This window comes from Streptomyces sp. NBC_01244 (assembly GCF_035987325.1).
In the GTDB taxonomy this organism is placed as follows: domain Bacteria; phylum Actinomycetota; class Actinomycetes; order Streptomycetales; family Streptomycetaceae; genus Streptomyces.
This window is the reverse complement of the sequence record NZ_CP108488.1, coordinates 3,480,701-3,493,567: the sequence shown is the minus strand read 5'-3', so window position 1 is coordinate 3,493,567 and position 12,867 is coordinate 3,480,701. Positions and strand designations below refer to the sequence as shown.

Annotated in this window: 11 protein-coding genes and 1 tRNA gene; 9 read left to right on the top strand and 3 right to left on the bottom strand. The window is 73.1% G+C overall.

Annotated features, from left to right (window positions below; all coding sequences use genetic code 11):
• Positions 1–111: 111 nt before the first annotated feature.
• Positions 112–1,032, top strand: a complete 921-nt coding sequence (locus OG247_RS15515; RefSeq protein WP_327252804.1) for an AfsR/SARP family transcriptional regulator — start codon at positions 112–114, stop codon at positions 1,030–1,032.
• A gap of 156 nt (positions 1,033–1,188) precedes the next feature.
• On the opposite strand, the gene OG247_RS15510 is transcribed toward OG247_RS15515, so the two are convergent.
• A tRNA-Arg gene (locus OG247_RS15510) sits at positions 1,189–1,261 on the bottom strand.
• Between the two features lie 332 nt (positions 1,262–1,593).
• On the opposite strand from OG247_RS15510, the gene OG247_RS15505 reads away from it, so the two are divergent.
• The 5 genes from OG247_RS15505 (at position 1,594) to OG247_RS15485 (ending at position 8,603) form a co-directional block, all read left to right on the top strand.
• Positions 1,594–3,213: a dynamin family protein gene (locus OG247_RS15505; protein ID WP_327252803.1), complete on the top strand. Its 1,620-nt coding sequence runs from the start codon at positions 1,594–1,596 to the stop codon at positions 3,211–3,213.
• A 4-nt stretch (positions 3,214–3,217) separates the two neighbouring features.
• Positions 3,218–5,044, top strand: coding sequence for a GTPase (locus tag OG247_RS15500; protein WP_327252802.1), 1,827 nt, complete (start codon positions 3,218–3,220; stop codon positions 5,042–5,044).
• Positions 5,045–5,180: 136 nt separating this feature from the next.
• Positions 5,181–5,588 (top strand): single-stranded DNA-binding protein, encoded by a 408-nt coding sequence (locus OG247_RS15495; protein ID WP_327252801.1) that lies wholly within the window; start codon positions 5,181–5,183, stop codon positions 5,586–5,588.
• Positions 5,589–5,797: 209 nt separating this feature from the next.
• Complete coding sequence (locus OG247_RS15490) at positions 5,798–7,027, top strand: thioester domain-containing protein (protein WP_442813617.1); 1,230 nt, start codon at positions 5,798–5,800, stop codon at positions 7,025–7,027.
• Between the two features lie 82 nt (positions 7,028–7,109).
• Positions 7,110–8,603 (top strand): bifunctional phosphatase PAP2/diacylglycerol kinase family protein, encoded by a 1,494-nt coding sequence (locus OG247_RS15485; protein ID WP_327252799.1) that lies wholly within the window; start codon positions 7,110–7,112, stop codon positions 8,601–8,603.
• Between the two features lie 61 nt (positions 8,604–8,664).
• Here OG247_RS15485 and OG247_RS15480 read toward each other — a convergent pair whose 3' ends face one another.
• Positions 8,665–9,258 (bottom strand): hypothetical protein, encoded by a 594-nt coding sequence (locus OG247_RS15480; protein WP_327252798.1) that lies wholly within the window; start codon positions 9,256–9,258, stop codon positions 8,665–8,667.
• A gap of 203 nt (positions 9,259–9,461) precedes the next feature.
• On the opposite strand from OG247_RS15480, the gene ettA reads away from it, so the two are divergent.
• Genes ettA through OG247_RS15465 form a run of 3 tightly spaced genes read left to right on the top strand, consistent with a single transcriptional unit; the run spans position 9,462 to position 12,337 of the window.
• Positions 9,462–11,126 carry an energy-dependent translational throttle protein EttA gene (ettA, locus tag OG247_RS15475; protein WP_327252797.1) on the top strand — a complete coding sequence of 555 codons (1,665 nt, stop codon included), beginning with the start codon at positions 9,462–9,464 and terminating at the stop codon, positions 11,124–11,126.
• Positions 11,127–11,144: 18 nt separating this feature from the next.
• Positions 11,145–11,618 (top strand): acyl-CoA thioesterase, encoded by a 474-nt coding sequence (locus OG247_RS15470; RefSeq protein ID WP_266908777.1) that lies wholly within the window; start codon positions 11,145–11,147, stop codon positions 11,616–11,618.
• Entirely contained in the window at positions 11,615–12,337 is a 723-nt protein-coding gene (locus OG247_RS15465) for a hypothetical protein (protein WP_327252796.1), read from the top strand. Before OG247_RS15470 ends, OG247_RS15465 begins: the two co-directional genes overlap by 4 nt.
• 43 nt (positions 12,338–12,380) lie before the next feature.
• Here the strand turns inward: OG247_RS15465 and OG247_RS15460 are convergent, their stop codons facing one another.
• A complete protein-coding gene (locus OG247_RS15460) occupies positions 12,381–12,785 on the bottom strand; it encodes a globin (RefSeq protein WP_327252795.1) in 405 nt (134 codons plus the stop codon).
• Between the last annotated feature and the right edge of the window lie 82 nt (positions 12,786–12,867).

The window sequence follows — 12,867 nt, the reverse complement described above, 5'->3', positions numbered from 1 at the left end:
GGACGGCGTCAAGACGTTGCATGATGTGACCTCCCTCTCATCCGTTCTTCGGACGGCGAGAACCAGCCGGTAATGCCTAGCCTTACGAAGGTTTTACTTGGGGGAGTAGAAATGTCTGGTGTATTGCTGCGCGAGCGCGGCTTCAAGGAAGGCGACGGATGCTCGTCGCGACTGCGGTTCCGTCTCCTCGGACCGCTGCAGACCAATCGGGGAACGAAGGTCCTGGAGCTGGGTCCGCCCAAGCAACGGGCCCTGCTGGCAGTGCTGTTACTCAGGCCCGGTCTGGAGACCGGTGTCGATCAGCTGATCGAGGCCCTCTGGGGGGAGGACTATCCGGCCTACGCGAAGAACCTGATCCAGAAGTCCGTCTCGGGCCTGCGCGGCCTGTTGTCGGCCGACGGGGGCGGCAAGGGCGGCGACCGGGGAGTCGTCCTGGAGTGGTCTTCCGGCGGCTACCGGATGGACATCGGCGACTCCGAAGTGGATCTCTACGAGTACGAACGGCTGGCGGCCGCAGGCATAGCCGCCGCGCGCAAGGGCGAGATCCTGCAGGCGGTCGGGCTGCTGGAAAAGGCGCGCACCATGTCCACGGGGCCGCTCGCGGAAGGGCTCGAGGGGCCCATGCTCGACCGTGAACGGCTCTACCGCCAAGAGCGCTTCCTGGCCGACATGGAGGTGCGCGCCGAGCTGGAACTGGAGCTGGGCAGGCACCGCAACGCCGTTCCGTACCTGTACTACGCGGTGGACAAGTACCCGCTGCGGGAGCGCTTCCTGTGGCTGCTGATGCTCGCGCTCTACCGCTCGGACCGGGGCAACGAGGCGCTGACGGTGTACGGGGTCCAGCGCGCCCGTGTGGTCCAGGAGCTCGGCGTCGAGCCGGGCTCGGCCCTGCGGGCACTCCACGCGCGACTGCTGCTCCAGGACCCGCAGCTGATGGTGATGTCGGCCCTGCGCCAGGACAGCGGGGCGGCGGAGGACGAATTCGTCCCCACCCCGCGGCTCCCGCTGGCCCGCCGCGGTCCGTTCGGCTGACCTGCCGGCTTCGCCCCGGACTCCCCCAGGGGGCTCCGGGGCTTCGGCGTATCGGGGTGCCGGGGCTTACGCCGCCGCTACGGCGTCGGCGCTAAGGTGCCCTGACCTGCACGAAAGCCCTCCGCGGGGGAGGGCTTCGGGCTGGGACGGTGAAAGTGCCCCCGGCAGGACTCGAACCTGCGGCCAAGTGCTTAGAAGGCACCTGCTCTATCCACTGAGCTACGGGGGCCGGAAGGTGGCCGTGGTGGCCTGGAGCCCCTGGACGGGGGTGGGGCTTTGGTCCGTGCCGGGTCAAGGATAGGGCTCCGGTTGCCTTGTCCCGGTTGCTTCACTCGCGTGCCACGATGTGGAGGTTCGGTGAAGCGGTCCCGATAATCGCAGGCAGGTGCGATTCTCGCACCGCTTTTGCGCCGTGGCGCCCTGGGTGTTGTGCACTCGTTATGCCTGCGCCCCACTCGTCCGCAGTGTCCGGGATGTGCCGCTGGAGTAGCGCTCGGCGCGCAGAGGACGTATAAGCTTCAAAAATGCTCCTAAATTGGGCATTCTTCGCATGTGGTGACCTTGGATGTTCGGCCTCAGCTGCTCGATGCCCTGTCCGCCCTGCGCGACCGGGTCGCGTCCGTGCGTCTGCCGCTGCCCCTGCCCGGCGCCCCCCGCGCCCGCCAGACCAGAGCCGAGCTGCTCGCGCAGCTCGACGACTATCTCGTACCCCGGCTGAAGGCGCCGGAGGCGCCGCTGCTCGCCGTCGTCGGCGGGTCCACCGGGGCCGGTAAGTCCACCCTCGTCAACTCCCTCGTGGGGCGCCAAGTGAGTGAAGCCGGGGTACTCCGGCCCACGACGCGCACCCCCGTCCTCGTCTGCCATCCGGATGACCACCACTGGTTCGCCGGGGTGCGGGTGCTGCCCGATCTGATGCGGGTCTGGGCCCCCCAGGACGACGAGGACACCCCCGTGTCCGCCCGCAGACCCCACCGGCCGGGCGGCCGGCACGGGCACCCGCCCGCCACCCGCGAGGTGCGGATCGAGACCGTCTCCACCCTGCCCCGCGGCCTCGCCATCCTCGACGCCCCCGACATCGACTCCCTCGTGGTCGACAACCGGACGCTCGCCGCCCAGCTCATCTGTGCCGCGGACGTCTGGGTGATGGTCACCACCGCCTCGCGGTACGCGGATGCCGTGCCCTGGCACCTCCTGCGCACCGCCAAGCAGTACAAGGCCACCCTCGTCACCGTCCTCGACCGGGTCCCGCACCAGGTGCTCGCCGAGGTCTCCCGTCAGTACGGGGCCCTGCTCACCCGGGCCGGGCTGGGCGACGTACCCCGCTTCACGGTTCCCGAACTGCCCGAATCGGCCGGCGGGGGCGGGCTGCTGCCCGCCAGCGCCGTGGCCCCGCTGTTCGCCTGGCTCGCGCACCACGCGCAGGACCCGGCCGCCCGCCAGTACGCCGTCGGGCGCACCGCGCTCGGCGCGCTCGACTCCCTCGGGCGCCGGATGCCGGAGCTCGCCTCGGCCGTCGCGGCCCAGCACGCCGCCGCCGTACGGCTGACCTTCGCCGTCGAGGACGCCTACAAGCGGGAGGGCAAGCGGGTCCGGGGCCGCCTCGACCGGGGCGCCGTACTCGCCGGGGACGCACTGACCCGCTGGCGCGGCTACCCGCTCGACACCAGCGCCGACGAGCTGCTCGACTCCCTCGCGGAATCCCTCGCGGCGCTGCTCCAGTGCGCCGTCGCCGCCGCCGACGAACGCATCGCGGAGGCCTGGCGGCGCGAACCCGCCGCCGGCGCCGTGTCCCTGCCCGCCCCCGACCGCGAGGCGGCGGAACGTATCGGCATGGCCGTACGCCGCTGGCGGCGCGTGCTCGAGGAACTCGCCGAGGAAGAGGTCGCACGGCTCGACAAGCAGCCCGCACCCGACCCCGACGGGGTCGCCGCCCTGCTGGTCGCGGCCCTCCTCGGCGGCAAGCGGTCCCGGCCCGCCGGGGAGAAGCTCGCCGAACGGATCGGAGTGCAGGCCGCCGTACGCCTGCGGGACCGCGGCGGCGAGCTCGTCGCCGAACACCTCGACCAGGTGCTGCGCGCCGAACGCGACCGCCGCCTCGCCCCGATCGAAGCGCTCGAAGTGAGTCCCGAACCCCAGGCCGAGCTGATCGCCGCGCTGTCCGTACTGCAGAAGGAGAGGTGACGCGGTGACCGCCCTGACCGACCGCACCGACGACCGCTGGGACGACGGACTGATCGCCCGCTCGCGCCCCCGGACCAGCGAGGACGACTGGCCCGCGAGCGGTGACGAAGAGGGCGACGAAGCACTCGTACGGGCGGTTTCGGGCGCCGGAAGCGACGGAGGCAAGGCCCCCGCGCCCCCGCTCAGCCCCGAGGCGCAGGCCCTGCGGGTCCGCCTCGACGCGCTGCGCCAGCTCATCGGGCTGTCCCGGACCAGGATCCTCGACGGAAAGACCCTCGCCGAGGCCGGACGCGTCCTCGACGAGGCGGCCGCACGCCGCGGGCTGTCGGCGCAGCACACCGTCGTCGCCATCGCCGGAGCCACCGGAAGCGGCAAGTCCACGCTCTTCAACTCACTCGCCGGAGTGCAGATCTCCGAGACCGGACTGCGCAGGCCGACGACCGCCGCACCCATCGCGTGCAGCTGGTCCGACGGCGCCGCGGGACTGCTGGACCGCCTCGAGATCCCCGGACGGCTGCGCCGCCGCCCCCGCGAGACCTCGGAGGCCGAGGTGCTGCGCGGCATGGTCCTCGTCGACCTGCCCGACCTGGACTCGGCCGTCGGGGCCCACCGCGACCACGTGGACCGGGTACTGGCCCTGGTCGACGCGGTGGTGTGGGTGGTGGATCCGGAGAAGTACGCGGACGCCGTCCTGCACGAGAGGTACCTGCGCCCGCTGGCCGGGCACGCCGAGGTGACCTTCGTCGTACTGAACCAGGTGGACCGGCTGCCCGGGGAATCCGCCGATCTCGTCCTGGACGACCTGCGCCGGCTCCTCGACGACGACGGGATCGCGCTCGGCGAACACGGCGAGCCCGGAGCCACCGTCATCGGACTTTCCGCCCTTACGGGTGAAGGCGTCGGGGAACTGCGCGAGATGCTCGGACAGTTCACTCAGGAGAAGGGCGCCGCGACCCGCCGCATCTCCGCCGATGTCGACAAGGCCGCGGCCCGCCTGCGGCCGCTCTACGTGGCCGACGGCCACGCCGGGCCGGAGATCGGGGAGACCGCGCGCGCCGAATTCGAGGACCGGCTCGCCGAAGCGGTCGGCGCGTACGCGGCCGGGCTCGCCGCCGAGCGGGCCTGGCGGCGCAACGCCGGCAAGGCCTGCGGCACCCCGTGGCTACGCCTGTGGCGGTGGTACGAGAGCCGGCGCTCCCCGCGCTCACTGGCCGGTCTCGCCGCCCTGGCGGCGATCGGGCGTTCCCCGGCGGCCTTCGAGCCGCCGGTCGAGGAAGAGGTGACGGCCCGCCAGCGGGTGGAACAGGCCGTACGGACCGTCGCCGACGAGGCGGTCCGGGGCCTGCCCGACCCCTGGGCGCAGGCCGTACGGGAGACCGCGGTCCGCGGCGCCGAAGGGCTGCCCCAGGCGCTGGACGAGATCGCGGTGACCCTCGGACCGGCGGTCGCGGTGCCCAGCGCCCGTCCGCCGCGCCCCTCGTGGTGGCCTGCGGCGGTGCTGGCGCAGGCGGCCATGACCCTGCTCCAGATCTTCGGCGGGCTGTGGCTGGCCGGGCAGATCGTCGGGATCCTGGAGCCGAGCCTGATGCCGCCGGTCCTGCTGATGCTGGCCGGGATCATCGGCGGACCGCTGGTGGAGTGGGCCTGTTCGATCGGGGCACGGGGTCCGGCACGGCGCTACGGGCAGGACGCGGAGCGCCGGCTGCGGGAGGCCGCGGCCGGCTGCGGACGGGCCCGGGTGCTGGAGCCGGTCGCGGCCGAGCTGCTGCGCTACCGGGAGGTGCGCGAGCAGTACGCGACGGTGGCGAAGTTGTCCACAAGCCGTCAGTAGTCCACAGCCTCCGGCGGGTTCCGGCGGCCCGGGCCAGCATGGTCGTACCTCGTGCGGATGGTCCGGGCGGGTACGGAACGCGGGTCGGGGCGGCGCGTGGTCGAACGCGCCGCCGGGCCCCGGAAGGGCGGCCGGGATGAACGACACCCAGGTGACGCTGGTGGGTTACGTGGCCACGCAGATCGACTACAAGGACACGGCGGGCGGACCGGCGGCCCGGTTCCGCTTCGCGGTCACCCCGAGGTACTACGACCGGAAGAAGGAGACCTGGGCGGACGCGCCCACCAGCTTCTACACGGTGTGGGCCCGGCGCGGCCTCGCCGTGAACCTCGCCGGATCCGTCTCCGTCGGTGAACCGCTGGTGGTCCACGGAAGGCTGCGGGTGCGGGAGGACCCGCCCGACGGGGAAGGCAACCGGTGGTTCTCGGCCAACATCGACGCGACCGCCATCGGGCACGACCTGAACCGCGGCACGGCGGCCTTCCGGCGAGTCGTCAGGACGGACGTGCCGCTGATGGGTCCTCAGGAGGCGGCGGTGGTCTGAGTGTTCGAGGAGGCTAGGATTCCCCGGTACTCACGGGCACCTGGGCCTTCGGCCCGAAGGGGAAGACTGTGTCGATTGCCGTTCCCGCACCCTCCACTCCTGCCGCCGCCGTTGGCGTCGCTCCTGTCCGCCCTCAGGGCGGTGTTCCGGTTCCTGCTGCCGGGCAGGCCGGCGGCGCACCGGCGACGCGCACCACGGTCGCCGCGGCCATACGGGGCTCCGTACGGCGGCCGATCGCGCTGGCCCTGCTCGCCGCCGCGCTGGCCGGGGCCCCGGGGACGGTGGCGGCAGCCGACGCCGGCCCGGCCGCGCCCCGGACGCCGGAGGGAGCGAGCGCCGTCCTGGACGGGCTGAAGACCTACGGACAGGCCGTCCTGCACGGCACGGACGGAACCGTCCGGCAGATCCCGGCCGGACTGTACGAGATGCGGGTCGACGGCGGCGGCATGCTCCAGACGTACGGAGTCGGCGTCACGGGCGACGCGCAGCCCCAGGCCCGGTTCACGGAGATCGGGTGGAACGGCACGCCGCTCGCAGGGAACGGCGAGGCGGGCCGGATCCGCTGGGTGCTGGAGCACTCCTACCCCCAGCTGAACGATCTGGCCGGGCTCGCCAAGGCGGCCGGAGCGTCGGCGCTCACCGCGGAGAGCGCCGCGGCCGGGACCCAGGTGGCCATCTGGCGGCTCGCCGAGGGCGTATGGGTGGAGGCCGTCGACCCGGAGGCGGAGAAGCTGGCCGACTACCTCCAGCGGGCGGCGCGGCGGCTGTCCGAACCGCCGGCGTCACTCGCGGTGGATCCCGGCGAGGTGTCGGGGCCGCTGGGCACCCGGATCGGGCCGGTCACCGTGCGGACGGGCGCGCAGAGCGTGAGCGTGACCCCGGACGCGGCGGCCGTGGCCATGGGGGTGCGGGTGGTGGACGCCCGCGGACTGCCGGTCACCTCCGCCGTGAACGGCGCGAAGCTGTTCTTCGAGGTGCCCGAAGGGACACCGGACGGCAGCGCCGAGGTCACCCTGCGCGGGAACACGCGCGTGCCGGTCGGCCGGGTCTTCACCAGCGGGGTCCCGGCGCAGGTCCAGATCGTGGCCGGCTCCAGCGAGTCCGCCACCGTGGCCACGGCGACCGCGAAGTGGCCGCGGCTCCCCGCGGCCCAGCCGGCCGACGTCGCGGCGTCGGGCGGGGCGATGACGGCGCTGGGCGCCCCGGGCGCCCCGGGCGCTCCGGCCGGGCCGTCCGCGCAGTCGGCGTCCGCCCCGGCGGCGGATCCGGACACCTCCGGGGAACGGCTGGCCGCCAGCGGCAGCTCGGCGGCCACCCCGGTGATCGCCTCCCTGGCGGTGGGCCTGGTCGTCCTGGGCGGCCTGGTCGTCCTCCTCCTGCGCAAGCGTCCCCTGGAGGACGGCCCCGGCGGCCCGGAACGGTCGACGGACCCGGAGTAGGAAGCAGGCGGGGCGGCCGGCGCTCCCGCCCCGGGTGTCCCGGGCTCCGGTTCGGATGGCGGGGTTCGGGTAGGTGCGGAAAATGGCTGATCAAGAGCTGACCTGGCGGGGCGCGGTCGCACAAGGGGACCGGTGGCTGTTCGACGTGGTGGCCCGGCGGCACTGGCCCGGGGCCGACCGGGTGCTGCCGCGGCTCGGGCGGGCCGCGAACCACGGGCTGCTGTGGGGCGGGGCCGCCGTCGGGATCGCCGTCCTCGGCTCGGCCGGGGCCCGCAAGGCGGCCGTGCGCGGGGCCGCGTCGCTGGCACTGGCCTCCGCGACCATCAACACCGTCGGCAAGTGGTCCGTACGCAGGCCGCGCCCGGTGCTGGACGGGGTGCCCGCCGTGCGGCAGCTCACCACGCAGCCGCGTACCACTTCCTTCCCCTCGGGGCACGCCGCGTCCGCGTTCGCCTTCACCGCCGGAGTGGCGCTGGAGTCCCCGCTCTGGGGCGCCGTACTGGCCCCGGTCGCCGCCTCCGTGGCGTTCTCGAGGGTGTACACCGGCGTCCACTACCCCTCTGACGTGGCCGCGGGCGCCGCGCTGGGGGTGGCGGCCGGGTTCGTCGTCCGCCGGCTCACCCGGGACGCCGAGGTGGCCCGGATCCTGCCCGGCGACGAGCGCGCCGCCGTGGGGGCGCCCGCGCTGCCCGACGGGTCCGGGCTCACGGTGGTGGTCAACACCGGGTCCGGCACGGCCGCCACGACGGGGCTCGACGTACTGCTGCGGGAGCGGCTGCCGAAGGCCGAGCTCGTCGAGTGCCAGGGGCCCGAACTCGCCGGGGAACTGGCCGCGGCCGCCGAGCGGGCCACCGTGCTCGGCGTGTGCGGCGGCGACGGCACCATAAACGCCGCCGCCACCGCCGCGCTGCGCGCCGGGATCCCCCTGGCGGTGTTCCCCGGCGGCACGCTCAACCACTTCGCGATCGACCTCGGACTCGCCGGGATCGAGGACACCTGCCGGGCCGTGGCGGCCGGCCACGCCGTCCACATCGGCGTCGGCCGCTTCACCCCGGGCCCCGGCCCGGACCCCGAGGACACCCGGGCCGGGTACTTCCTGAACAACTTCAGCATCGGGGCCTACCCGGAGCTGCTCGGCACCCGGCTCCGCTGGGCCCCCCGCATCGGCGGCGGCCCGGCCGCCCTCCTGGCGGCGTACCGGGTGCTGCGGGCCGAGCGCCCGGTACGGCTCAGGCTCGCCGGGAAGCCGCGCAGCGTCTGGCTCCTCTTCGCCGGGAACGGCACCTACCAGGGCACCGGCCCGGCACCCCGCTACCGCAAGAGCCTCGGCGAGGGCCTGCTCGACGTCCGGCTCGTCCACGGCGGCGGCCGCCCCGGCCCCCGCCTGCTCGCCGCCGCCTTCGCGGGCCCGCTGACCCGCTCCCCGGTCCACGTCGCCACCCGGCTGCGCAGCCTGCGCGTGAGCGACATCCCCGCCGGCACCCCGCTCGCCTACGACGGCGAATACGCGCAGGCCCCCACCGCCCTGGTCCTCGACGAGCTCCCGGACGCCCTCACGGTCTACCGCCCGCGCTGAGGCAGGACACCCCCCGGCCGCGCCGGAATTGCCTTCGCGTCCCGCCCCGGCCGGGCAGCCGTCACGGACCCGGGGCCAGGCCGGGCGGGGACGGCGGCCGCCCCACCGGAACGGCCTCCACGCCCAGGTCGGCCCGCATCGCGCTCCGCATGACGTCGGCGTGCGCCGAGAGGCCGAGGAGCCGGGCGTGGATCTCCTCGAACGACCCGTCCGGCGCGGGGGCGCCCTCCGCCAGCCGCATCGTGCGGGCGTAGGCCCGCGTCATGCCCCGCGTCATGGTGTCCAGCTCGGCGAGCACTGCGGCGGAGGCGATCATCTGGGCCTCCGCGAAGACGGTGTGATGGCCGCCCCGGACCTCTTCCAGCGCGGCCCGCTCCTCCGGGGTGACCTGCGACCTGTGGACGAGCCACAGGAAGGACATGAGGCCGATCCGGTAGCGCCGGTACGCGGCGTTCGCCGCCGCGTAGCACTCGCGCCGCCGGGCCAGCTCCGCAAGCTCCTGTTCCCGCAGCCACCGCGTGCGGTCCACCTGCTGCTCCCGCTCGAACTGCGCCGCCTGCACCCGCGCCACCATCCGCTGCGAAAGCACCGTCGCCAGCAAAGTTCCGGCCACACCGACCACGGCCGCGCCGAGCGCGATCAGCCCGCTGTCCATACGTCCCCCACGTCTCCCCACCTCGGCCGCAGCCCCCGGCCGCGCCCTCGTCGGCATCATCCTGCCGTGCGGCACAAGGCCTCGGGACTGTTTGGGGGACCTCGGTCGGGTGGTCCCGGGGCCGATCGGGTTTCCCCCCGGGGATGGACGTCAGGCAAGATGGGGTGTATCTGCCCACCCATCGATCTGCCGGACGGTTTCTCTTGGCTGAGTTCATCTACACCATGCGCAAGACGCGCAAGGCGCACGGCGACAAGGTGATTCTTGATGACGTCACCCTGAACTTCCTGCCCGGCGCGAAGATCGGTGTGGTCGGCCCGAACGGCGCCGGTAAGTCCACCGTGCTCAAGATCATGGCGGGGCTGGAGCAGCCGTCCAACGGCGAGGCCTACCTGTCTCCCGGCTTCACCGTCGGCATCCTCATGCAGGAGCCCAAGCTCGACGAGTCCAAGACGGTCCTGGAGAACGTCCAGGACGGCGCGGCCGACATCATGGCCAAGCTGAAGCGCTTCAACGAGGTCGCCGAGGAAATGGCGACCGACTACACCGACGCGCTGCTGGACGAGATGGGCAAGCTCCAGGAAGTCCTGGACCACGCCAACGCCTGGGACCTCGACGCCCAGCTCGAGCAGGCCATGGACGCCCTGGGCTGCCCGCCCGGCGACTGGGCCGTCACCAACCTCTCCGGCGGCGAGAAGCGCCGTGTCGCGCTCTGCAAGCTGCTGATCGAGGCCCCGGACCTGCTCCTCCTCGACGAGCCCACCAACCACCTCGACGCCGAGTCGGTGAACTGGCTGGAGCAGCACCTTTCGCAGTACAAGGGCGCCGTCGTGGCCGTCACCCACGACCGGTACTTCCTGAACAACGTCGCCGAGTGGATCCTCGAGCTCGACCGCGGCCGTGCCCACCCGTACGAGGGCAACTACTCCACCTACCTGGAGAAGAAGGCCACCCGTCTCAAGGTCGAGGGCCGCAAGGACGAGAAGCGCCAGAAGCGCCTCAAGGAAGAGCTCGAGTGGGTGCGGTCCAACGCCAAGGGGCGTCAGACCAAGTCCAAGGCCCGCCTCGCCCGCTACGAGGAGATGGCCGCCGAGGCGGACAAGATGCGGAAGCTGGACTTCGAGGAGATCCAGATCCCGCCGGGCCCGCGTCTGGGCTCGATCGTGGTCGAGGTCAACAACCTCAACAAGGCGTTCGGTGACAAGGTCCTGGTCGACGACCTGTCCTTCACGCTGCCGCGCAACGGCATCGTCGGCATCATCGGCCCGAACGGCGCCGGCAAGACCACGCTCTTCAAGATGCTCCTGGGTCTGGAGGCGCCGGACTCCGGCTCCGTCAAGATCGGCGAGACCGTCAAGATCTCGTACGTCGACCAGAGCCGCGCCAACATCGACCCCAAGAAGTCCCTGTGGGCCGTCGTGTCGGACGAGCTGGACTACATCAACGTCGGCCAGGTCGAGATGCCGTCGCGCGCGTACGTCAGCGCCTTCGGCTTCAAGGGTCCGGACCAGCAGAAGGCCGCCGGCATCCTCTCCGGTGGTGAGCGCAACCGCCTCAACCTGGCGCTGACGCTCAAGGAGGGCGGCAACCTGCTGCTCCTCGACGAGCCCACCAACGACCTCGACGTCGAGACCCTGTCCTCGCTCGAGAACGCGCTCCTGGAGTTCCCGGGTGCGGCCGTGGTCATCTCCCACGACCGTTGGTTCCTGGACCGAGTCGCCACGCACATCCTGGCGTACGAGGGCGAGTCCAAGTGGTACTGGTTCGAGGGCAACTTCGAGTCGTACGAGAAGAACAAGGTCGAGCGGCTCGGTGCGGACGCGACCCGTCCGCACCGTGCCACCTACAAGAAGCTCACCCGAGGCTGAGGGCCGAGGAAACGGGCCATGGCCAGACACCACTACCGATGCCCCCTCCGCTGGGCGGACATGGATGCCTTCGGGCACGTCAACAACGTCGTCTTCCTCCGCTATCTGGAGGAGGCGCGCATCGACTTCATGTTCCGCCTCGCGCCGGGGGAGGGCAGTGAGTCCTTCACGGGCGGTTCCGTCGTGGCCCGTCACGAGATCGACTACAAGCTGCCCCTCGTGCACCGGCACGAGCCGGTGCTCATCGAGTCCTGGGTGACCCGGATAGGCGCCGCGTCCCTGACCATCCGCTACGAGGTCAAGGACGAGGCGACCGAGGACGGGCCCGAGACGGTCTACGTGCGCGCCGAGACCGTGGTCGTGCCCTACAACCTCGCCGAGGGGCGGCCCCGCCGCATCACGGCCGAGGAGAAGCTCTTCCTCCAGGAGTACCTGGACGAGCCGAAGGCGCAGCCGAAGACCGGTGCTCCTGCCGGGGGCATCGCGGCATGAACGAGCAGCTGCACTTCGCCGACTCCGGGGAGGCGGCGGACCTCGCCGCCTTCCTGGGCCGGCTGGTGCACTACGACCGCGCCGCCGCCGTCCGCCTGCAGGCGCAGGCCGGCGGCGGCGCGCTCGCCGTCTTCGGGCGGCCGCCGTCCTTCGACGTAGTGGCCGTCCGTACGGTGCGGCTCGCCGCGCCCGTCCCCGCTCCGCTCGACCTGACCGTCTCGGCCGGGGAGCTGCTGGAGTCCGTGGACGAGGGCGAGCGGGCCGGCGCCGTCGTCCCCGCGGCCGTCACCGGACCGCCCTGGGCGGGCCTGCTGCCGCCCCGCGGCGGCTGGACCCCGGTGGCCGGGCTGCCCGGTCCCGAAGCGATGGCCAAGGCCCTGGCGGCCGCCGTCGCCGAGTTCCGGGCCCGCGACGAGGCCCTGCCCCCGCAGCACCGGACCCGCTCCGAGCGCGACCGCATCGGCCGCGAGATCTGGTCCCGCACGCTGGGGGGCACCGAACTTCCGCTGCGCGCCGTGCACGCCGCGCAGTCCCTGGGCTTCCTGCGGCCGGTACGGTCCACCGTGCCCGCCGTGCCCACCGCGGCTGCCGGGAGCGGAGCCCCCGAACCGGTGGCCCTGTTCGCCTCCGGCGGCTGGCTGCGGCTGCGCACCCCGTACGGGTCCGTGGCCACGCGCCGCCCCGGCGGCCTCGGCACCCTGCTCGTCCGGCCGGTCTAGCCGGCCCCGCCGTACGGGACGCCCGCGCGGGATCCCGTACGGGCTAGCCCGCGGTGTTGATCATCGACGCGGCGGCGTACGTCAGGTACCGCCACAGCTGCGCCTCGTGCTCCGGCACGAGGGCGAGCTCGTCCACCGCCACCCGCATGTGGGCCAGCCACGCGTCGTGCGCGGCGGCGTCCACCTGGAAGGGCGCGTGCCGCATGCGCAGGCGCGGGTGGCCGCGGTTCTCGCTGTAGGTGTTCGGGCCGCCCCAGTACTGCATCAGGAACAGCGCGAACCGCTCCTCGGCGGGACCGAGGTCCCCCTCCGGGTACATCGGGCGCAGCAGCGGGTCCTCGGCGACCCCCTGGTAGAAGCGGTGGACCAGACGGCGGAAGGTGTCCTCGCCGCCCACCAGTTCGTAGAAGGTCTGCTCCTGGACCGTGCCCCGCGGAATCTCGTTCACCCGACCATCGTCTCAGACGCCCGGACGGAGGACCCCGGTCCTAGGACCTCCGGGACCCTCCCCGGGCGACCGCGGCGCGACC

Coding starts and splice junctions, on each gene's coding strand:
- OG247_RS15515 (WP_327252804.1), top strand. CDS start 112: ATGTCTGGTGTATTGCTGCGCGAGCGCGGCTTCAAGGAAGGCGACGGA.
- OG247_RS15495 (WP_327252801.1), top strand. CDS start 5,181: ATGAACGACACCCAGGTGACGCTGGTGGGTTACGTGGCCACGCAGATC.
- OG247_RS15485 (WP_327252799.1), top strand. CDS start 7,110: ATGGCTGATCAAGAGCTGACCTGGCGGGGCGCGGTCGCACAAGGGGAC.
- OG247_RS15480 (WP_327252798.1), bottom strand. CDS start 9,258: ATGGACAGCGGGCTGATCGCGCTCGGCGCGGCCGTGGTCGGTGTGGCC.
- OG247_RS15470 (WP_266908777.1), top strand. CDS start 11,145: ATGGCCAGACACCACTACCGATGCCCCCTCCGCTGGGCGGACATGGAT.
- OG247_RS15465 (WP_327252796.1), top strand. CDS start 11,615: ATGAACGAGCAGCTGCACTTCGCCGACTCCGGGGAGGCGGCGGACCTC.